At 72.8% G+C, this 18798-nt stretch carries 16 protein-coding genes; 6 read left to right on the plus strand and 10 right to left on the minus strand.

What is annotated here, in order from left to right:
* Positions 1–41: 41 nt before the first annotated feature.
* Positions 42–791, minus strand: a complete 750-nt coding sequence (locus tag ABZ564_RS14255) for an ABC transporter permease (RefSeq protein ID WP_360854913.1) — start codon at positions 789–791, stop codon at positions 42–44.
* 17 nt (positions 792–808) lie between these two features.
* The gene (locus ABZ564_RS14260; RefSeq protein WP_360854916.1) at positions 809–1588 is read right to left on the minus strand and encodes an ATP-binding cassette domain-containing protein; all 780 of its coding nucleotides are present in this window, start codon (positions 1586–1588) and stop codon (positions 809–811) included.
* Positions 1589–1668: 80 nt separating this feature from the next.
* Between ABZ564_RS14260 and ABZ564_RS14265 the strand changes: the two genes are divergently transcribed.
* The 4 genes from ABZ564_RS14265 to ABZ564_RS14280 all read left to right on the plus strand — a co-directional run bounded on the left by ABZ564_RS14265 (position 1669) and on the right by ABZ564_RS14280 (position 6632).
* The gene (locus ABZ564_RS14265; protein WP_360854919.1) at positions 1669–2310 is read left to right on the plus strand and encodes a TetR/AcrR family transcriptional regulator; all 642 of its coding nucleotides are present in this window, start codon (positions 1669–1671) and stop codon (positions 2308–2310) included.
* Positions 2311–2443: 133 nt separating this feature from the next.
* Positions 2444–3292, plus strand: a complete 849-nt coding sequence (locus ABZ564_RS14270; protein WP_360854922.1) for a 3-hydroxyacyl-CoA dehydrogenase family protein — start codon at positions 2444–2446, stop codon at positions 3290–3292.
* 237 nt (positions 3293–3529) lie between these two features.
* Entirely contained in the window at positions 3530–3853 is a 324-nt protein-coding gene (locus tag ABZ564_RS14275; RefSeq protein ID WP_360854925.1) for an STAS domain-containing protein, read from the plus strand.
* A gap of 283 nt (positions 3854–4136) precedes the next feature.
* Entirely contained in the window at positions 4137–6632 is a 2496-nt protein-coding gene (locus ABZ564_RS14280; protein WP_360854928.1) for an ATP-binding protein, read from the plus strand.
* A gap of 121 nt (positions 6633–6753) precedes the next feature.
* Here ABZ564_RS14280 and nucS read toward each other — a convergent pair whose 3' ends face one another.
* The gene (gene nucS, locus ABZ564_RS14285; protein WP_093706125.1) at positions 6754–7425 is read right to left on the minus strand and encodes an endonuclease NucS; all 672 of its coding nucleotides are present in this window, start codon (positions 7423–7425) and stop codon (positions 6754–6756) included.
* 263 nt (positions 7426–7688) lie between these two features.
* On the opposite strand from nucS, the gene ABZ564_RS14290 reads away from it, so the two are divergent.
* Positions 7689–8081: an SCO5389 family protein gene (locus ABZ564_RS14290; RefSeq protein ID WP_360854931.1), complete on the plus strand. Its 393-nt coding sequence runs from the start codon at positions 7689–7691 to the stop codon at positions 8079–8081.
* Positions 8082–8180: 99 nt separating this feature from the next.
* On the opposite strand, the gene ABZ564_RS14295 is transcribed toward ABZ564_RS14290, so the two are convergent.
* Positions 8181–9224 (minus strand): LLM class flavin-dependent oxidoreductase, encoded by a 1044-nt coding sequence (locus ABZ564_RS14295; protein ID WP_360854934.1) that lies wholly within the window; start codon positions 9222–9224, stop codon positions 8181–8183.
* Between the two features lie 199 nt (positions 9225–9423).
* Here ABZ564_RS14295 and ABZ564_RS14300 point away from each other — a divergent pair, with 199 nt between their 5' ends.
* Positions 9424–9753 (plus strand): ATP/GTP-binding protein, encoded by a 330-nt coding sequence (locus tag ABZ564_RS14300; RefSeq protein ID WP_360854937.1) that lies wholly within the window; start codon positions 9424–9426, stop codon positions 9751–9753.
* Positions 9754–9777: 24 nt separating this feature from the next.
* Here the strand turns inward: ABZ564_RS14300 and ABZ564_RS14305 are convergent, their stop codons facing one another.
* From ABZ564_RS14305 to scy, 6 genes are all read right to left on the minus strand, one after another.
* Positions 9778–10659, minus strand: a complete 882-nt coding sequence (locus ABZ564_RS14305; RefSeq protein WP_360854940.1) for an ABC transporter permease subunit — start codon at positions 10657–10659, stop codon at positions 9778–9780.
* Complete coding sequence (locus ABZ564_RS14310) at positions 10656–11867, minus strand: ABC transporter ATP-binding protein (protein WP_360854943.1); 1212 nt, start codon at positions 11865–11867, stop codon at positions 10656–10658. Before ABZ564_RS14310 ends, ABZ564_RS14305 begins: the two co-directional genes overlap by 4 nt.
* Positions 11868–12013: 146 nt before the next feature.
* On the minus strand, positions 12014–12793 hold the full coding sequence (locus ABZ564_RS14315; protein ID WP_360854946.1) for an ABC transporter permease subunit: 780 nt from the start codon (positions 12791–12793) through the stop codon (positions 12014–12016).
* A 2-nt stretch (positions 12794–12795) separates the two neighbouring features.
* Positions 12796–13785, minus strand: a complete 990-nt coding sequence (locus ABZ564_RS14320) for an ATP-binding cassette domain-containing protein (RefSeq protein ID WP_360854949.1) — start codon at positions 13783–13785, stop codon at positions 12796–12798.
* An 87-nt stretch (positions 13786–13872) separates the two neighbouring features.
* On the minus strand, positions 13873–14811 hold the full coding sequence (locus tag ABZ564_RS14325) for a cellulose-binding protein (protein ID WP_073963892.1): 939 nt from the start codon (positions 14809–14811) through the stop codon (positions 13873–13875).
* Positions 14812–14996: 185 nt separating this feature from the next.
* Positions 14997–18794, minus strand: coding sequence for a polarized growth protein Scy (scy, locus tag ABZ564_RS14330; protein ID WP_360855190.1), 3798 nt, complete (start codon positions 18792–18794; stop codon positions 14997–14999).
* Positions 18795–18798 lie beyond the last annotated feature (4 nt).

An 18798-nucleotide genomic window follows, 5' to 3' on the forward strand; every position in this document is an offset into this window, starting at 1 on the left:
GCCGCGGTAGCCGGGGCGAACCCCGGCTGCCGCGGCACTACTCATGCCCCGGCCTTCCGGAAGACACGTGTGCCCACCGTCACGGCCGACGCCGCGAAGCCCAGGGCGACCAGGACTCCGTACAGCATGTGCCCGGTGGCGTACGAGCCCACGTACGCGTCCCGGACCGCGTCCACCAGGTAGCGGAACGGCGTGAAGCGCGAGAGGACGTCCAGCCATTTCGGGCCGAGCGTCATCGGCAGCATCAGGCCGGACAGCAGCATGGCCGGCATGGTGAGCGAGTTGATGACGGGCCCGAACTCCTGCGGCGTCGAGACCCGCATCGCGAGTGCGTACGAGAGCGAGGCCAGCGAGACCGTCAGCAGGCCGACGAAGACGAAGCCGATCAGCACCCCGGCCAGCGGCGCGCGCAGCCCCATCAGTACGGCGACGAGCACCAGCAGCACCGCCTGGAACACGAACAGCAGCGCGTCCCGCAGCACCCGCCCGAGCAGCAGCGCCGCCCGGCTCACCGGGGTCACCCGCATCCGCTCGACCACCCCGGTCGACTTGTCGATGATGAGGCCGAAGCCGGCGAACGAGGCGCCGAACAGGGCGAGCTGGAGCAGCAGTCCGGGCACCAGGATCTGCCAGGAACCGGCGGCCCCGCCGAGCGGCAACTCGGTGAGCAGCGGGCCGAAGAAGAGCAGGTGGAGCAGGGGCATCAGGATGCCGAAGAGGATCTGGAACCTGGAGCGCAGGGTCTGGCGGGCGTAACGCCCGAAGATCAGCGCGGTGTCGTGCAGCAGCATGGCGTTCCTGAGGGAGGTCAGACCGAGAGGGGAGCGATGTCGGCGGCGGGGGCGCGTCCGGTGAGGGCCAGGAAGGCGTCCTGGAGCGTGCCGTCGGGTGAGCCCGCGTACCGGGTCTTGAGGGCGGCCGGGGTGCCCTCCGCCGCCACCAGGCCGTCGTCGATGACGACGAGCCGGTCGGCGAGCGCGTCCGCCTCGTCCAGGTAGTGCGTGGTGAGCACGACGGTGGTGCCGTGCGCGTCGCGGAGCCGGCGCACCAGGTTCCAGAGGTCGGCGCGGCTGCCCGGGTCGAGCCCGGTGGTCGGCTCGTCCAGGAAGAGCACGGCGGGGCGGTGGGTGAGCCCCATGGCGATGTCGAGGCGGCGGCGCTGACCGCCGGAGAGGGCCGCGGTCCGCCGGTCGAGCAGGTCCGACAGGCCGAGTTCTCCCGCGAGTTCAGCGGCCCGGGCGACCGCGGCCGCCTTGCCGAGCCGGTACATCCGGCCCTGGGTGACCAGTTCCTCCCGCACGGTGGTGTGCGGGTCCACCCCGCCCGACTGGGCGACGTAACCGCACTGTGCGCGTACGCCCGCCGGGTCGGCGACCAGGTCGCGGCCGGCGACGGTGGCCGCGCCGCCGGTGGGGGAGAGCAGCGTGGTGAGCATGCGCAGGGTGGTCGTCTTGCCCGCGCCGTTGGGGCCGAGCAGGCCGACGATCTCGCCGGCCGCGACGGTCAGGTCGAGGCAGCGGACGGCCTCGACCGGGCCGGAGTCGCCCATGAAGGTCCGGGCGAGCCCGGACGTACTGATGACGGTCATGTGCCCCACGAAAACAGAGTCACTGAAAAAATGCAATGACACCAAATTCGTAGGGACACCAGACGATCTACCATGGACCCATGGCTGAGGGACTCAGGGAGCGCAAGAAGCGGCAGACCAGGCAGCACCTCTCGGACGTGGCCACCGGCCTCTTCCTGGAGCGGGGCTTCGACGCGGTGACGGTCGCCGAGATCGCGCACGCCGCCGACGTCTCGGTCAACACCGTGTACAACTACTTCCCCGCCAAGGAGGACCTGTTCCTCGACCGCGGCAAGGGCGTCGTGGAGCGCCTCTCGCGGTACGTCAGGGGCCGCGACCAGGGCGAGTCCGCGGCCGACGCCGTGCTGCGGGAGCTGCGCGTCCAGGTCGAGAGCGTGTCGCCCACCGTCGGCCTGATGGAGGGGTACGCGCGCTTCATGCGGGTCATCGAGGAGGCCGACAGCCTCAAGGCCCGCCTCTGGCACATCCAGCAGGAGGCCGCGCAGCACCTGGAGGCCACCCTCGTGGAGGTGAGCGGCGCCGGGGCGGGGGACCGCGCGCCGGTCCTGGTGGCCGGTCAGCTCTCCTGGGTCCACGGCACCCTCATGGGGTACATCGGGCAGGAGATGGTGGCCGGCCGCAAGCCCGCCGAGGTGTCCCGGGACGCCCTCGTACTGCTGGACGACATCGAGGACCTGCTGGGCGAAAAGGTGCTCAACTACGCCCGGCGCCCCGCCGAATGACACCTCCCGGTGTGATGTCCGTCATTTGAGACGTGACGCGCATCTCTTCGCGGCCCCAGCGCCCGCCACGGGTACTAACCTCCGCCGGAGGGCGTGGACGAGAACCGCCGAACACATACAGAGGGGTGCCAACGTGGCCAGGAAGCTTGCCGTCATCGGAGCCGGACTCATGGGGTCCGGCATCGCGCAGGTCTCCGCCCAGGCGGGCTGGGACGTGGTGCTGCGCGACGTGACCGACGAGGCTCTGGCCCGAGGCCGTGACGGCATCAAGGCCTCCTACGACAGGTTCGTCGCCAAGGGCAAGCTGGACGCCGCCGACGCCGAGGCCGCACTCGGCCGGATCACCACGACCACCGACCTGGACGCCGTCGCCGACGCGGACGTCGTCGTCGAGGCCGTCTTCGAGAAGCTGGAGGTGAAGCACGAGATCTTCCGGTCCCTCGACAAGATCGTCCGGGACGACGCCGTGCTCGCCTCCAACACCTCCGCCATCCCGATCACCAAGATCGCGGCGGTGACGGAGCGCCCGGAGCGCGTCGTCGGCGTGCACTTCTTCTCGCCGGTCCCGATGATGCAGCTCTGCGAACTCGTACGCGGCTACAAGACCAGCGACGAAACCCTCGCCACCGCGCGGGAGTTCGCCGAGTCCGTCGGCAAGACCTGCATCGTCGTCAACCGTGACGTGGCCGGCTTCGTCACCACCCGGCTGATCTCGGCGCTCGTCGTCGAGGCCGCCAAGCTGTACGAGTCGGGCGTCGCCACGGCCGAGGACATCGATGTCGCCTGCAAGCTCGGTTTCGGCCACGCGATGGGCCCCCTCGCGACCGCCGACCTGACCGGGGTCGACATCCTGCTGCACGCCACGAGCAACATCTACACCGAGTCGCAGGACGAGAAGTTCGCCGCCCCGGAGCTGATGCGCCGGATGGTCGATGCAGGTGACATCGGGCGCAAGAGCGGGCAGGGCTTCTACACCTACTGATCATTTTCGGTCCGGTCCGGCTGATCTGCTGTCAATCAGGCCGGGTGCCGTTCGGGGAACACCGTCCCGAACCAGCGGATCCACCCGGGTCCGCGGCCGTCCCACATCACTCCTCGGAGTGAATTCGGTATCGGTTCGCTTACAGACGGCAACTAGCCTGTCGCTGCCGCAGTCAGTTGGGGCAGAGACAGTTTCGGACAGACGGACCGGGCCACGGAGCATTCCAGGGGAGCGCATATGCACATCAGGGGCGACCACGCCGAGCTGGTCGTCGGGGGCCGCCTCGACGTCCGAAGCGCGGCGGACGCCCGTACGGTCCTGCACTCGGCCCTCGACGGCGGCGCCGGGGATCTGGTGCTCGACCTGACCGAGCTGGATTCGTGGGACGCCACCGGACTCGGCGTCATCATGGGCGCGCACCGCAGGGCCGGCCGCGCCGGACGACGCCTCGTGCTGCGCGGTGTGCCTCCGCAGATGCAACGCCTCCTGGTGGCCACCCGGCTGCACCGCATCCTCGCCATCGAGGGCGGAATCGCCGCGGAGTCCCTGCCGCGCGTCTGAGCGGACCCGGCCGGCACGCGCCGTGTCCCCGTACGGACCGTCGGTGACCGTACGGTCCGAGGGGGCGTCCTGCCGGTCGGGGGCGGGGCGCACAATCCTCACGAGACCGTGATCTGTGGGGCGGCGTGCCACCCCGGGTGTTCATGGATACTGTGCGGAGGTTTAGGGTTCGGCCGTCTGCCGATTGACGGACCCACCCGGCGGACACCGGACCGTGGGCGGCATCTGGACGTGCGAGGCCGGGAGGGACAACCGCGCTCGACGCGTCTTGGGGGCTTTGGCGATGGACCCGATACACCGGGGGCCGGAAGAGTTCGGCCGCGACAGCAAGGGCTTCGGAGAGGAGGCCGGCCGGCGCCGGCCCTCCCGCGACCCGCTGACTCCGGATTTCGGTCAGCAAACACCGCAACAGGCCCGGGTGGTCACCCTCGTCGCCGGCGATCTGCTGCTCACCGTCAACCCGGTCGACGGCAGCGAGGTCGAGCTCTGCCCGCCCGGCGAGCGGCCGGCCACCCCCGTGCGCCGCACCCCCGCCGAGCGCGCCGACCGCGCCCGCGCCGCGGCGCCCCCCGTGCCGCCCGGCCCGCCCGTCCCCGAACTGCCCCTGCTGCGGCGCGACACCGAACGTGAGCGGCTGACCCGGCTGCTCGCTCGCGGCCGCTCCGTCCGGCTGACCGGACCGGCGGGTTCCGGCCGTACCGCCCTGCTCGACGCCGTCGCCGCCGACTGTGCGGATTTCGCGCCCGACGGGGTCGTCCGCCTCAGCGGCCACAAGCGCACGGCCACCGACCTGCTGTACGCGCTCTTCGACGCCGTCCACGACGCGCCCCTGTACCGCCCGGACCGGACCCTCCTCCTGGAGGCGCTGCGGACCACCGGCGCCGTCGTCGTCCTGGACGACCTGGAGTTCGGCGGCGCGGCCCTGGACGAGCTGCTCGACGCGACCCCCGAGTGCGCCTTCCTGCTCGCCGCGACGCCCGACGTCGCCGCGCCGGGCACCGACTCCCACCTCGACGAGGTCTTCCTCACCGGCCTCGACCGCGCCACCTCCCTCGACCTGCTGGCACGGGTCGTCGAACGGCGGCTCACCGAGGAGGAGGCCAACTGGGCCGGAGACCTCTGGTTCGAGTCCGAGGGCCTGCCCCTACGGTTCGTCCAGGCCGGCGCGCTGCTGCGCCAGCGCGACCAGCTGCGCACCGACCCGACCGCGTACGACGCGTACGGCTACCGGGAGAACCGGCCCGCCGATGCGCCGTCGGCGCCGGAAAGGGCCGGGGAGGACGAGGTGCCGCTGCCCAGCCTCGGCGAGGGCGCGGCGCCCGCGGCGCTGCTCGCCTCCCGGCTGAGCGACGCCGCACGCGAGACGCTCCGCTTCGCGGTGGCGCTCGGCGGCGAGGTGCCGCACCAGGCGCATCTGCCGGCGCTCGTCGGGGACACCCACGCCGACGCCGCGCTCGGCGAGCTGGCCGGCTGCGGGCTGCTCTCCCCGGCCGGCTCCCGCTACCGGCTGGCCGCCGGGGTGCCGGCCCAGCTGCTGGCCGCCGGTTACGGCGACGACGCCGTCGACCGGGCCCGCACGGCCGCCCAGCACTACGCCTGGTGGACCGGGCACCCCTCCGTCACCCCCGCACGGGCGGCCGCCGAGGCCGACGCGATCATCGCCGCCATGACCCAGCTCGTGCCGGGGGAGGGGGCGGGCCGGACGAGCGCCGCCGTGCTCCTCGCCCGCAGCGCGGCGCCCGCCTTCGCGGCCGGGCTGCACTGGGGTGCCTGGGAGCGGGCCCTGCGGATCGGCCAGGAGGCCGGCCGGCTCGCCGGGGAGGTCGCGGAGGAGGCCTACTTCCACCACGAGTTGGGCGTCCTCGCGCTCTGCACCGGCCATCCCGACCGGGCCAGGGCCGAGCTGGAGACCTCCATCAGCATGCGCGGCGCGCTCGCCGACAAGAGCGGTGCGGTGGCCGGGCGGCGGGCCCTCGCCCTGGTCGAGGACCGGTCCGGCGGACCGGCCGCGAGCCCGGTGCCGGGTGACGGGAGTGCGGCCGGGGCGTTCGAGGCGACGCCGCCGCTGGGGGCACCGGCCGTCATCCCGGTCTCGATGCAGCGCGCGCTGGACGACACCGCCGTGGTGCCGCGGGTGCCGGCGGCGGCCGGCGAGGGGGCCCGGCGGGGCGGCCCGGCGGCCCTCATCGGCGGGGCCCGGCGCAACCTGGTCGCCGTCGGGGCGGGAGTCCTGCTGGCCGGAGTCCTCGGCACGGTGGTGACGCTCGGGCTGACGTCGAGCAGTGACCCGCAGGGCGGCGCCGGTACGTCGACCGAGCAGGAGGTGCCGGAGGACGACAGCATCCACGACGCCGAGGTGACGATCGGCGAACCGGCGGACGCCCCGCCCACGACGGCCGTGCCCTCGGGCCCGGGGGTCGCGTCGGTGTCGGTGACACCCGGGCCGACCGGGAGCGGATCGGCGCCGGCCGGTGGGGGCGAGACGGTCTCGCCCTCGTCGTCGGCGAAGCCGGAGGAGACCGGGAAGCCCTCGGGGGCGTCGTCGCCTTCCTCGTCCTCGTCGTCCTCGTCGTCGACCGGGTCGACCGGATCGTCCGGGACGCCGACGACGTCGCCGAAGCCGACGCCCACGAAGACCGCCACCACGCCGACGCCGGCGGAGACCGAGTCCCCGAGTCCGGAACAGCCGGACCCGGAGGAGCCGCCGACGAAGCCGGATACGCCCGAGGCGGCGGGCGGGTCCTCGATGGCGGCCGGCGGGGGCCCCTCGGGGGACTGACCTGCCCGACGGGGTTCCGCTCCCCGGCCCGGGGGTTCCGCCCTCGGTCGCGGGACGGGCCGGGGAGGGCCGCCGGGCCGGAAGCGGTCCGGCCGGGGGAACGGGCCGCCCGGGCCGGGGCTCAGAACAGGCGGAGCTTGTCGTCCTCGATGCCTCGCATCGCGTCGTAGTCCAGGACCACACAGCCGATGCCGCGGTCCGTGGCCAGGACGCGGGCCTGGGGCTTGATCTCCTGGGCGGCGAAGATCCCCTTCACCGGGGCCAGGTGCGGGTCGCGGTTGAGCAGTTCCAGGTAGCGGGTCAGCTGCTCGACGCCGTCGATGTCGCCGCGGCGCTTCAGCTCGACGGCCACCGTCTGCCCGTCCGCGTCGCGGCACAGGATGTCGACCGGGCCGATGGCCGTGAAGTACTCGCGGCGGATCAGCGTGTAGCCCTCGCCCAGGATCTCGATGCGGTCCGCGAGCAGTTCCTGGAGGTGCGCTTCCACGCCGTCCTTGATCAGGCCCGGATCGACGCCCAGCTCGTGGGACGAGTCATGGAGGATTTCCTCCATGGTGATGATCAGTTTTTCGCCCGCCTTGTTCACCACGGTCCAGACGCCCTCGGCGTCGCCGCTGCCCTCCTTCAGGGTGCAGGGCGGCGACATCCAGTTGAGCGGTTTGTACGCCCTGTCGTCGGCGTGAATCGACACGCTCCCGTCCGCCTTCACCAGGATGAGGCGGGGAGCGGAGGGCAGGTGGGCCGTGAGCCGGCCCGCGTAGTCCACGGAGCAGCGGGCGATGACGAGACGCATGGTCGGCAACGCTACTCGACGACGGGGGCCCGGCGCGATTCACCCATCTGCAACTCCCGCCCCTTCCGGAGTTGACGCTTTCTGTCTTGCCCCTCTTTGAACCCCTTCGTTATTGGCCGGTTGTGTTCCCAATCTCCTGGTGCGGCCAGGACTGCGCCCTTACCGTGGATGCAGGAGGTCGCCGTATGTGCACGCTGCGTCGCCGCCCTCCTTCCCTGCCCGTAAGGCTTCGGCAGCCCGCCGGGGCCGCGAGAGGAGAACCCATGTCGCTCGACGTCTCACCGGCTCTGTTGGAACAGGCCGAGCGAGGCGAGGTCGACGAAGCCGACTTCGTCGACTGCGTCCGGACCTCCCTGCCCTATGCATGGGAGATGATCAGCTCGTTGGTGGCTCAGCTGAAGGTCGACGGTGGGGAGTTCGCCGACAACCAGACGCCGCCGCCCAACGAGCAGGCACGTGGTCAGCTGCTGCGTGCGCTCGCGAGTGATGCGATACGCGGCGCGCTGCAGCGGCACTTCGGGGTGCGTCTCGCATTCCAGAACTGCCACCGCGTCGCGGTGTTCCCGCTGGACGCCTCGGTCGACGAACGACTGGCCAAGTTCACCTCGGTGAGGGGCCAGTTGCTCAACCAGTCGCCCGAACTACGGGACTGCTGAACGCTTCCGTCGCCGTTCCGGGCCGCGGGAGGTGCAACTGGTCCGGGGCGGCGGCTCCGTACGCACACCGCCGTACACCCGTCCGTCCGTGCGCGGAGGTCATTCGAGGAGTGGCCGTACCTCCGTGCCCAGCCGCGCTACGTTCTCCTCCGTGGCCATGAGATCTCCGGAACCCTCCACCAGGAGCGCGAAGCGGGTGATGCCCGTGCGCTCGGCGGTGGCCGCGAGGCGGTCGGCCGCCAGCTTCGGTGTGCCCACCGGATGAAGACCGCACAGCAGCTCCGCGTAACCGACCGGGTCCCGCATCACGCGGTGCCGGCCGTCGACCGTCACATGCGCGTCGAGCCCCTGGCGCAGCCAGCCGGGCATCGCCTTCACCAGCGTCTCGACGGCGTCCTCGGTGCGGTCGGCGATCTGGGCCACGCCCGCCGAGACGTGTCCCGCCCCGCGCACCCGCTCCGGCGCATGGCCGGCCGCCAGCGCGCGGGACCGCCAGAGCGCCACCATCTCCGCCTTCTCCTCGTCGCCGCAGTGCATGCCGAGCAGCATCGGCAGGCCCTTCTCGGCGGCGAGCTCCACGGTCTTGCGGGAGGTGCACGCGACGATCACCTCGGGCCCGCCGGAGCCGCTCTCGCCGTCCGCGTCGAGCAGTTCGTCGGCCCGGGGGACGACCGCCACCTCGCGGAAGCCGTACCGCTCGCCCCGGCCCGCCACGCGCGGCTCGCGCAGCCAGTCGAGCAGGAGCCCCAGGGCCTCCGGGAAGCCCTTCTCGTACGCCTCCAGGCCGCCGCCGAACACCTCCAGGTCCACCCACGGACCGCCCCGGCCCACCCCGAGGCTGAACCGGCCTCCGCTGGTGAGGTGGAGCAGCGCGGCCTGCTCGCCGAGCGCCACCGGGTGCTGTGTGGGCAGCACGCTCACCGCCGTACCCACGCGGATGCGGCGGGTGCGGCCGAGCAGCTGCGCGGCCAGTGTCACGGCCGACGGGCACACCCCGTACGGCACGAAATGATGTTCGGCCAGCCAGACCGAGTCGAGCCCGGACTCCTCGGCGACCTCGGCGGACCGGATCGCGCGGTGCAGCGCTTCCCCCGGCCCCTGGCCCGGAAACTGGGCCGCCAGTACGAACGTTCCGACACGCATCGTCGATTTCCTCCTTGCGGCCGACGCGGCTCTCCCCTGCTGGCAACAACGTCTGACACGTGCCAAAGGCACGGTCCGGCGCGGAGTTGTTGCGATTTTCCGGTAACCCGCAGCCCCGTGAGGCCCTGAATGACGGGTGCCCCGCCCGAATGGCCCTACGCTGGACGGGTCCCGCCCAGCCCGTTACGTGAGGTGAAACGTGTCCCCGCGCCGCAACCGCCCCCGAGGCGGCGAGAGCCGCAACGACAGCGCGAGCGCGGCGGGGGACCGGTACGGCGGGGGCGGGCGCACGGAGGAGTGGCAGGGCGAGGAGTGGTCCGTACGCCCGGTCAGCGGCGCGAGCGCGGCCGGCAAGCGCTACCGCTGCCCCGGCTGCGACCAGGAGATCCCGTCCGGCGTCCCGCACCTGGTGGCCTGGTCCGAGTACGGCGGGATCGACGACCGCAGGCACTGGCACAAGGCCTGCTGGAACGCGAAGGACCGCCGCACCACACGGGTGCAGCGGTCCAGGAACGCGCCTCGGTACTGACCGGCCGGGAGGCCCCGGCCCGGCTCAGACGTCGCGCTGGTTCATCGACAGGTACGCCCCGCCCAGGGCCACCGCGGTCACGCCGAGGATGATCCACAGCGGGTCCCAGCCGGACGGGCCGCCGGACGAGGTGACCGAGTTGTCGTAGAAGACGCTCAGCTGGTTGGGGACCGAGTACTCCAGGAGCTTCTCCTGGAGCGTCGACAGCGACTCGGCGAACATGAAGAGCGCCAGCACGAGCGGCAGCAGCACCACCCCGATCATGAGGGTGATCGCCCCGGCGGAGTGCCGGATCAGCGTACCGACCGCGAGGGCGAGCAGCCCCAGCGTCGCCACGTAGAGACTGACGCCGACCGTGGCGCGCAGCCACTCCTCACCGGTGGGCGAGGGCGCGTCCAGCATGGACGACTGGATCAGGGCGACCAGCGACGTCATCACCGTGGTGAGGACGAAGGTGAGCAGGAAGAAGACGAGCGCCTTGGCGCCGAGCACCCGGCCCCGGCTCGGGCAGGCCGTCAGCGTCGTACGGATCATGCCGGTGCCGTACTCCGAGGCGATCGTCATCACGCCGAGCGTGATCACGCAGATCGTGCCCAGCAGCACCCCGAAGAAGCCGAGGCTCAGTACCGGGGTCCCGTCCATGTTCGAATCGGACGCGGAGACGGCGACGGCCGCGAGCACCCCGATGACCAGCAGCAGCGCGGTCATGACGCCGAGCGTCCACATGGTCGAGCGCACGGACCGGATCTTGGTCCACTCGGAGGCGATCGCGTCACCGAGCGTCGCGGGCCGCACCGGGATCGGCGAGGTGTAGGAGCCCTGAGGCTGCTGGAACGCCTGCTGGTACGCCTGCTGCTGGGGTGGGGCCTGCTGGTACGGCGTCTGCGGCGCCGGCGGCGTGGTCATCGGGGGTCCTCGCTGGTGTCGCGCTCGGTCAGGTCTGCGGGGGCCGCGGCGGTCTTCGCCGGGGCGGGAGCGGTGGGAGCCGGTGCGGGGGCCTGGGCCGGGGGCGTGGGCGCCTGCGCCGGGGCGGCGGGCGCCGGGGCGGCCGCGTACGGGTTCTGTCCGGGCGGCGGCGGGGCGTACCAGCCCTGCTGCGGCACGTCCGGGACGGGCTGCGGTGGCGGCGGGGCGTATCCCGGCGGCTGCCCGTAGCCGGCGTACGGCGGCGGCTGCTGGAGGTGGGCCTTCTGGTCGACCGTCGAGCGGTAGTCCACGGCGCCCTGCGTCATCCGCATGTACGCCTCCTCCAGGGACGCCTGGTGCGGCGACAGCTCCCACAGCCGGACGTCCGACTCGTGGGCCAGGTCGCTGATCCGGGGGAGGGCCAGGCCGGTGACCCGCAGGGCCCCGTCCGGCTCGGACAGGACCCGGCCGCCCGCCTCGGTCAGCGTGGCGGTGAGCTTCTCGCGCTGGTCGGGCGTCTCGTCCGGGACGCGGACCCGGGCGAAGTCGGCCGAGTTGGCCGAGATGAAGTCCGTGACGCTCATGTCGGCCATCAGCTGGCCGCGGCCGATCACGATCAGGTGGTCGGCGGTCAGGGCCATCTCGCTCATGAGGTGGCTGGAGACGAAGACGGTACGGCCCTCGGACGCCAGCATCCTCATCAGGTTGCGGACCCAGAGGATGCCCTCCGGGTCGAGGCCGTTCACCGGCTCGTCGAAGAGCAGCACCTGCGGGTCGCCGAGCAGCGCCGCCGCGATGCCCAGGCGCTGGCCCATGCCCAGCGAGAAGCCCTTGGAGCGCTTGCGGGCCACGTCCTGGAGGCCCACCACACCCAGCACCTCGTCGACCCGCGCCTCCGGGATGCCGGCCAGCTGGGCGAGCGAGAGCAGGTGGTTGCGGGCGCTGCGGCCGCCGTGCACGGCCTTGGCGTCGAGCAGGGCGCCCACCTGGCGGGGCGCGTTCGGCAGATCGCGGAACTCATGGCCGCCGATGGTCACCCGGCCGGCCGTCGGCCGGTCCAGGCCGAGGATCATCCGCATGGTCGTCGACTTGCCGGACCCGTTGGGACCGAGGAAGCCGGTGACGGCACCCGGCCGCACCTGGAAGGAAAGGTTGTACACGGCCGTCTTCGCGCCATAGCGCTTGGTCAGGCCGACTGCCTCGATCATGCTCCAGCCCCATCGACTTATCTGTCGTCGGGGCACACGCCGTCCGGCCGTACGCCCCCGTATGAGTGAGGAGGATATCCGCGCCTTGACGGTTCCGGCCAAGCCGTTACCCGGGTGGGTCCCGCCCGGCCGGGGCCCCGCCCCGGTCAGGCGTCCCGCTTCCTCAGTACGAAAAAGCCGCCGGTCACCGCGGCCGCCACCCAGCCCACCATGATCAGCAGCCCCGCCCACGGCCCGTACGGCGCCGGGTCGCTGTTCATCGCGTCCGGCACCACCTGCATGATCTTGGAGCCCGCCTGGTCCGGGAAGTACTGGGCGACCTTCTTGGCGCCCGGCACCGCCGACAGGATCTGCGAGACCAGGAAGAAGAACGGCATCAGGATGCCCAGCGACAGCATGGAACTGCGCAGCATCGCCGCCACCCCCATGGAGAAGACCGCGATCAGCCCCATGTAGAGGCCACCGCCGACCACCGCCCGCAGCACGTTGTCCGCGCCGATGTCCGTACGGTGGCCGCCCAGCAGCGCCTGGCCGAGGAAGAACGTGGCGAAGCTGGTGACCAGGCCGACCACCAGAGCCAGCACCCCGGCCACCAGCATCTTGCCGAACAGGAAGGTCGCCCGCTGCGGCACGGCCGCCAGCGAGGTGCGGATCATGCCGGAGCTGTACTCCGTACCGACGACGAGCACCCCGAACACCACCATCGCCAGCTGGCCGAGGATCATCCCGGAGAAGCTGATGAACGTCGGGTCGAAGGTGGCCCGCTCCGCCTCGGAGAGCTCGTCGAACTGGGCGTTCATCACCGCGCACAGGGCAGCGCCCATCGCGACGGTGACCAGGAACGCCGAGATCAGCGTCCAGGTGGTGGAGGAGACCGTGCGGATCTTGGTCCATTCGGAGGACAGGACCGCGGGGACCGAAGCCATCGTCACGCCCCCTTTCCGCTGCCGGGCCGCTGGTTCCAGGGCTCGCCCCACCGCGGGCCCTCCCCGGGCGGTGCGCCGCCGCCCGGCTCCGAGTGGGCGTGGTACTCGACCGAGCCCGCCGTCATCTGCATGAACGCCTCCTCCAGCGACGCCCGCTGGGTGCTCAGCTCGTGCAGCACGATCGAGTGCCGGGCGGCCAGTTCACCCAGGTCCTCGGTGGTGGCGCCGTCCACCTCCAGCGTGCCGCCCGCCGCCTCGACCGCGACGACGCCCTCCTCGTGCAGCACGTCGCGCAGCCGCTCCTGCTGCGGCGAGCGCAGCCGGACGTAACTGCGGGAGTTCTCCTGGATGAAGTCGGCCATGGACGTGTCGGCGAGCAGCCGGCCCTGACCGATCACGATCAGATGGTCGGCGGTCAGCGCCATCTCGCTCATCAGATGCGAGGAGACGAAGATCGTCCGGCCCTGCGACGCGAGCGTCTTCATCAGGTTCCGGATCCAGTGGATGCCCTCGGGGTCGAGGCCGTTGACCGGCTCGTCGAACATCAGGATCTCGGGATCGCCGAGCAGCGCCGACGCGATGCCGAGGCGCTGGCCCATGCCCAGCGAGAAGCCCTTGGACTTCTTCTTCGCCACCGCGGTCAGCCCGACGGTCTCCAGCACCTCCGACACCCGGCTCCTCGGAATGCGGTTGCTCTGGGCCAGGCAGAGCAGATTGTTGTACGCGCTGCGCCCGCCGTGCATCGCCTTGGCGTCCAACAGCGCCCCGATGTATTTCAGGGGTTCCGAGAGGTCGCGGTAGTGCTTGCCGTCGATGCGCACGGCACCACTGGTGGGGTTGTCGAGATCGAGCATCATCCGCATCGTGGTGGACTTGCCCGCCCCGTTGGGGCCCAGAAAACCCGTCACCATTCCCGGTCTGATCACGCACGACAACCGGTCGACGGCGACCTTGTTCCCGAAGCGCTTCGTGAGGCCATCGAGCTCGATCATGCGTTCACGCTAGAACGACCGCGTGCCCGGCGCCACCACAAGGGCGGCCCGGGCACACGGGGGAGTGCGCGGGTACTGCTCCCGGAATCAGCGGGTCTGCTGGGCCGGGACGCCGCGGGAGGCGGGCTCCTCGTCGGCGGGGGTGCCGGCGGCCGCCACCGCGGCGCCGGTCAGCGTCGCCAGCATCTCGCGGACGTTGGTCAGCTGCGCGTTGATCGAGTCGCGGCGGTTGGTGAGGGCCGCCAGCTCGCGCTCCGACTCGCTGCGGATGCGGTCCGCCTTCGCGTTGGCGTCGGCCACGATGTCCTCGGACTGGCGCTGCGCGGTCTCCACCGTCTGACGGGCCCGGCGCTCGGCGTCCGTGCGGAGCTTCTCGGCCTCCAGGCGGAGCTGCTCGGCGCGGTGCTCGATCTCGGCGAGACGCTTCTCGGCCTTGGCCTGACGGGACGCGAGGTCGCGCTCCGACTGGTCGCGGCGCTTGGCGAGGTTGGTCTCGAAGTCCGCGGCGGCCTGGGCGGCCTTGGCGCGCGTCTCCTCGAAGAGGGCGTCGGCCTCCTCCCGCTTCTGGGCCGCGTCCTTCTGCGCGTCGGCGCGCAGCGCGGTGGCCTCACCCTTGGCCTTGTCGACGATGCGGACGCCGTCGTCCTCGGCCTTGGCCTTGCGCTCGGCGGCGAAGGTCTCGGCGTCGTTGCGCACCTGCTGGGCGGCGGACTCGGCGAGCTCGCGGTGCTGCTCGGCGGCGCGGCGGGCCTCCTCGCGCAGGTCCTTCGCCTCCTCCTCGGCCAGGCGGAGGATCTTCTCCACACGCGCGCCGAGACCCGCGTACGACGGCTCCGCGTCGTTCACCTGGGCCTGGGCGTTCTGCGTTTCGAGGTGCAGCTCCTCGATGCGCTTTTCCAGCGATGTGATGCGGGCGAGAGCACTATCACGGTCGGCGACGAGCTTGGTAATGCGGTCATCCACCTGACCGCGGTCGTAACCACGCCGCACGAGTTCGAAGCCGAAGGGGGAGGAAGGGTCACTCATGGGGATCCTGTCGAAGTGAGACCGGTGAGGTGATAGAGGGAATCCTAGGGGCCGAAACGGCGTGTCATCGAGTAGATGCCAGTTTGGCCTGGAGAATGACACCCCTTTCGGGTGGCTGAATACCCTCACCCTTGCCACCCGGACGGCTGACGGGCCATGCGGAACCACGGACGACGGCCGGTCGGCTACCCATCGGACGGCTTGCCACCCGATCGAGTGCCCGCCGAGGCCCCGGCCTTGACACCTCCGGCCGATGCGGCGCCCCCGCCCTTACCGCCCGCCGCCGGTGTCTCGAAAGACTCCAACGCCTCCAGCACGTCCTGGACACGGGAGATCTCCGTGTTGATGTCCTCGCGCCGACGCACCAGGACCTCCAGCTCGCGTCGGCCCTCGTCCACCATCCGCTTCGCCTCGGCCTCGGCGTCCGCCCGCAGCTTCTCGGCCTCGCGCACCAGGCTGGCCTTCTTCTGCTCGGCCTCCTTCAGCAGCGACTCCGCCCGCTTCACAGCGGCGATCCGGACCTTGCTGGCCTCCGAGTTGGCGTCCGCGAGCAGCTCCTTGGCCTTCGCGGCAGCCTCCTCGCGCTGCTCGGTGGCGGCCTTCATCAGCTTGTCGACACGCTCGCCGACCGTCTTGACCTGCTCGGCCGTCTCCCGCCGCGCCCGGTCGTGCAGCTCCTGGACCTCGGCCTCCACCCGGGTCCGCAACTCCTCGGCCCGCTCCCGGATCTGGGTGGCGTCCCGGCGCGCGCCGACCAGCAGCCCGTCCGCGTCCGTCCGGGCCCGCTCCACCAGCGAGTTGCCCTCGACGGTCGCCTCGGAGGTGATCCGCACGGCCTCCTTGCGGGCCGCGCCGACCATCGTGTCGGCCTGCTCCTCGGCCTCGGTCGCGGCGCGCAGCGCCTCCTCCCGGGCCTTGTCGATGAGCTGGTCCGCCTGCTCGGCCGCGTCCGCCCGGCGCTTCGACGCCGCCTCGCGCGCCTCGTCCAGCAGCCGGTCCGCCTCCTGGCGCGCCTCGGCCCGCATCCGCTCGGCCGCCGCCTCCGCGTCGGCCCGCAGCCGCTCCGACTCCTCGCGGGTACGCGCCGCGTGCTCCTGCGCGGAACCCACGGCGGCCGCCGCCTCCGCGCGCAGCCGCTCCGCCTCGCCCGCCGCCTCGTCGCCGACCCGGGCCGCCTGGCGCTCCGCCTCCGCGCGCAGCCGCTCCGCCTCGGCGGTCGCCTCGGACACCAGCAGGTCCGCCCGGGCCGCCGCCTCGGTGCGCATCCGGTTGGCGTCCTCGCGGGCCTCCGCCCGGCTGCGCGCCGCGTCCTGCTCGGCCGACGCGAGGGCGTCCGACGCCTCGGTGCGCATGCGCTGGCTGTACTCGGCGGTGTCGGCGCGCAGCCGCTCGGACTCCGCGATGGCGTCGGAGACCGTACGCTCGGCCATCGCCTTCGCGGCGTCCGTCTCCTCCTTGGCCACCTGGCGGATACGGGAGGCGTCCTCACCCGCCCGCTCCCGCTCCGCGTGCGCGTCGGCCCGCAGCCGGTCGGCCTCCTCCTGGGCCTCGGACCTCGTCCGCTCCGCGACGTGCTCCGCGGTGGAACGCAGCCCGGCGATCTCCGCCTCGGCCTGCTCCTGGAGCCCGCTGACCGCGTCCCTGACCTGCTGGGCGGTCTGCTCGGCCGCCGCGACCAGCTCGGCCGCCCGGCTCTCCGCCTCGCCGGTCAGGCGCTGCGCCTCGGCCTGCGCCTCCTCGACCCGCTTGCGCGCGGAGGCCAGCAGCTCCTCGCTCTGCTCGCGGGCCCGCTCGCGCTCCTGGTTCGCCTCGGTGCGGGCCGCGTCCAGCGTCTCCTCGGCCTCGCGCCGGCGCCGGTTCGCCTCCTCCTGGGCGGCGGCCAGCGCCTCGGCGGCCTCCGCTCCCACCCGCTCCGCGGCGGCCGCGGCCTCCGACCGCATCCGGTCGGCGCTCTCCTGCGCCTCGGTCCGCAGCCGCTCCGCCTCGGTGGCGGCCTCGGTGCGCAGCCGTACGGCGACGGACTCGCTCTCGGCACGGGACTGCGAGGCGTCCGCCGCGGCCTCGTCGCGCAGCCGCTGGGCCTCGGCCTCGGCCTGCTCCCGGAGCGTCCGCAGCCGCTCGGCGGCCTCGGCGCGCAGCCGCTCGGACTCCTCGCCCGTCTCGCGCCGGATGCGCTCCGCTTCCGTACGCGCCTCACCGAGCGCCTGCTCGGCGGCGGCCAGCCGGGTCTCGGCCTCGCCGTGCAGCCGGGCCAGCTCGTCGGCCGCCTCCGTCTGCCGGGCCGCGACCGCGCGCTCGGTCTCCGCGCGCAGTCCGGCCGCGGCCTCCTCGGCCGCGGTCCTCGCCGCCTCGGCGTGCTCCTCGGCCTCCGTGCGCAGCTGCTCGGCCTCGGCGCGGGCCCGGTCGAGCGCCTCCTCGGCCTGCTTGCGCAGGGCCGCGGCCCGCTCGGCCGCCTCGCCGCGGACCCGCTCGCTCTCGGTGCTCGCGGCGCCGCGCAGCTCCTCCGCGTCGGCCTTGGCCTTCGCGAGCAGCTCCTCGGCGGTCTTCGCGCCCTCCTCGATCTGCTGGAGGGCCTCGCGGCGGGCCTCGCCCCGGATGCGCTCGCCCTCGGCGACCGCCTCGGCCCGCAGCTGCTCGGCCTCGCCGCGCAGCCGGCGCGCCTCCTCCTGCAGCTCGACCGTCTTGGCCCGGTACTCCTCGGTGTCGTCCTTGGCCGCGCCCTTGAGCTGGTCGGCCTGCTCGGCGGCCTCGCCGCGCAGCCGGTCCGCCTCGGCCTCCGCCTCGCGGCGGATGCGCTCGGCCTCCTCGCCCGCCGCCCGGGTGGCCGTCCTCGCGTCCTCGGACGCCTTGGTCAGGATCTCCTCGGCGGACCGGGCCGCCTTCGCGAGCTGGGCGGCCGCGTCCTCGGCGGCGGCGGTGCGCGCGGCCTCGGCCGCCTCGGCGCGCAGCCGCTCGGCCTCGGCGCGGGCGTCGGCGAGCGCCTGCTCGGCCTCCGCCTTGAGGGTCTCGGCCTCCTTGGTCGCCTCGCCGACCAGCCGGGCGATCTCCGTCTTCGCCGTACGGGTGCGCTGCTCGTTCTGCGACTCGGCGCCGGCCAGCCGCTTGACCGCGGCCTCCTTGGCCTCGGCGAGGACCTTCTCGGCCTCGAGACGGGCCTCGCGCAGCCGGGTCTCGGCCTCCTGCATGCGCTGCTCGGCGGCCCGGTTCAGTTCGGTGGTCTGCTGCCGGGTCTGCTCGGTCTCGGCGGTCGTCGACAGCCGCAGCCGCTCGGCGTGACTGGTGGCCTCCTGCGCCTGCTCCGCCGCGACGCCGAGCATCCGCTCGGCGTCCTTGCGGGCGCGCGTCAGGATCGACTCGGCCTCGGCGCGGGCGGACTCCGCCTCCGAACCGAGCCGCTGACGCGTCTCGTCCGACAGCCGGGCGGCCTCGGCCCGGGCGGCGGCCAGCGCCTGCTCGGCCTCGGCACGGGACTCCTCGAGGAGGCGGCGGGCCTGCGACTCGGTCCGGGCCCGCAGCTGCTCGGCCCAGGCGACGTTCTCGTTGACATGGGACTCGACGGTCTGGCGGCGCTCCGCCAGCTCCTGGTCGAGCCGCTGCCGGCGCTGCACGGCCTCGTTGTGCAGCTCGGCCTGGAGCCGGGCCTGGTGCTCCGCGTGCTCCTGGAGGATCCGCTGCGTCTGCGCGCGGGCCTCGCGCAGCTCGCGCTCGGCGTCGCTGCGCAGCTGCTCGGCCTGGATCTGGGCGTTACGGAGCAACTGCTCCGCCTGGTAGCCGATGTCCGCGCTGTCGTACGCGGGACGCATCGCCAGACTGCGCCGAGCCTCGTGCAGCTTGGCGCGCAAGACCTCGACCTGGTAACCGAGGTCCTCGGCGTGCTGGACGGCCTTCTCCCGGTCGGTCCTGAGCCGGTCCATCTCGGCCTCGAACCGCGAGAGATGGTCGTCTTCAGCTCGGTGGCTCTCCTGGCGTTCGTAGCCCCGCACTGCG

It is taken from the genome of Streptomyces sp. NPDC019224, assembly GCF_040632605.1.
Classification (GTDB): domain Bacteria; phylum Actinomycetota; class Actinomycetes; order Streptomycetales; family Streptomycetaceae; genus Streptomyces.

What these genes read in the sequence shown, in the direction of transcription:
- ABZ564_RS14315 (WP_360854946.1), bottom strand. Translation starts at nt 12,793, where the DNA reads ATGGCTTCGGTCCCCGCGGTCCTGTCCTCCGAATGGACCAAGATCCGC.
- ABZ564_RS14280 (WP_360854928.1), top strand. Translation starts at nt 4,137, where the DNA reads ATGGACCCGATACACCGGGGGCCGGAAGAGTTCGGCCGCGACAGCAAG.
- ABZ564_RS14310 (WP_360854943.1), bottom strand. Translation starts at nt 11,867, where the DNA reads ATGATCGAGGCAGTCGGCCTGACCAAGCGCTATGGCGCGAAGACGGCC.
- ABZ564_RS14305 (WP_360854940.1), bottom strand. Translation starts at nt 10,659, where the DNA reads ATGACCACGCCGCCGGCGCCGCAGACGCCGTACCAGCAGGCCCCACCC.
- ABZ564_RS14255 (WP_360854913.1), bottom strand. Translation starts at nt 791, where the DNA reads ATGCTGCTGCACGACACCGCGCTGATCTTCGGGCGTTACGCCCGCCAG.
- ABZ564_RS14320 (WP_360854949.1), bottom strand. Translation starts at nt 13,785, where the DNA reads ATGATCGAGCTCGATGGCCTCACGAAGCGCTTCGGGAACAAGGTCGCC.
- nucS (WP_093706125.1), bottom strand. Translation starts at nt 7,425, where the DNA reads ATGCGTCTCGTCATCGCCCGCTGCTCCGTGGACTACGCGGGCCGGCTC.
- ABZ564_RS14295 (WP_360854934.1), bottom strand. Translation starts at nt 9,224, where the DNA reads ATGCGTGTCGGAACGTTCGTACTGGCGGCCCAGTTTCCGGGCCAGGGG.
- ABZ564_RS14265 (WP_360854919.1), top strand. Translation starts at nt 1,669, where the DNA reads ATGGCTGAGGGACTCAGGGAGCGCAAGAAGCGGCAGACCAGGCAGCAC.
- ABZ564_RS14260 (WP_360854916.1), bottom strand. Translation starts at nt 1,588, where the DNA reads ATGACCGTCATCAGTACGTCCGGGCTCGCCCGGACCTTCATGGGCGAC.
- ABZ564_RS14275 (WP_360854925.1), top strand. Translation starts at nt 3,530, where the DNA reads ATGCACATCAGGGGCGACCACGCCGAGCTGGTCGTCGGGGGCCGCCTC.
- ABZ564_RS14325 (WP_073963892.1), bottom strand. Translation starts at nt 14,811, where the DNA reads ATGAGTGACCCTTCCTCCCCCTTCGGCTTCGAACTCGTGCGGCGTGGT.
- ABZ564_RS14290 (WP_360854931.1), top strand. Translation starts at nt 7,689, where the DNA reads ATGTCGCTCGACGTCTCACCGGCTCTGTTGGAACAGGCCGAGCGAGGC.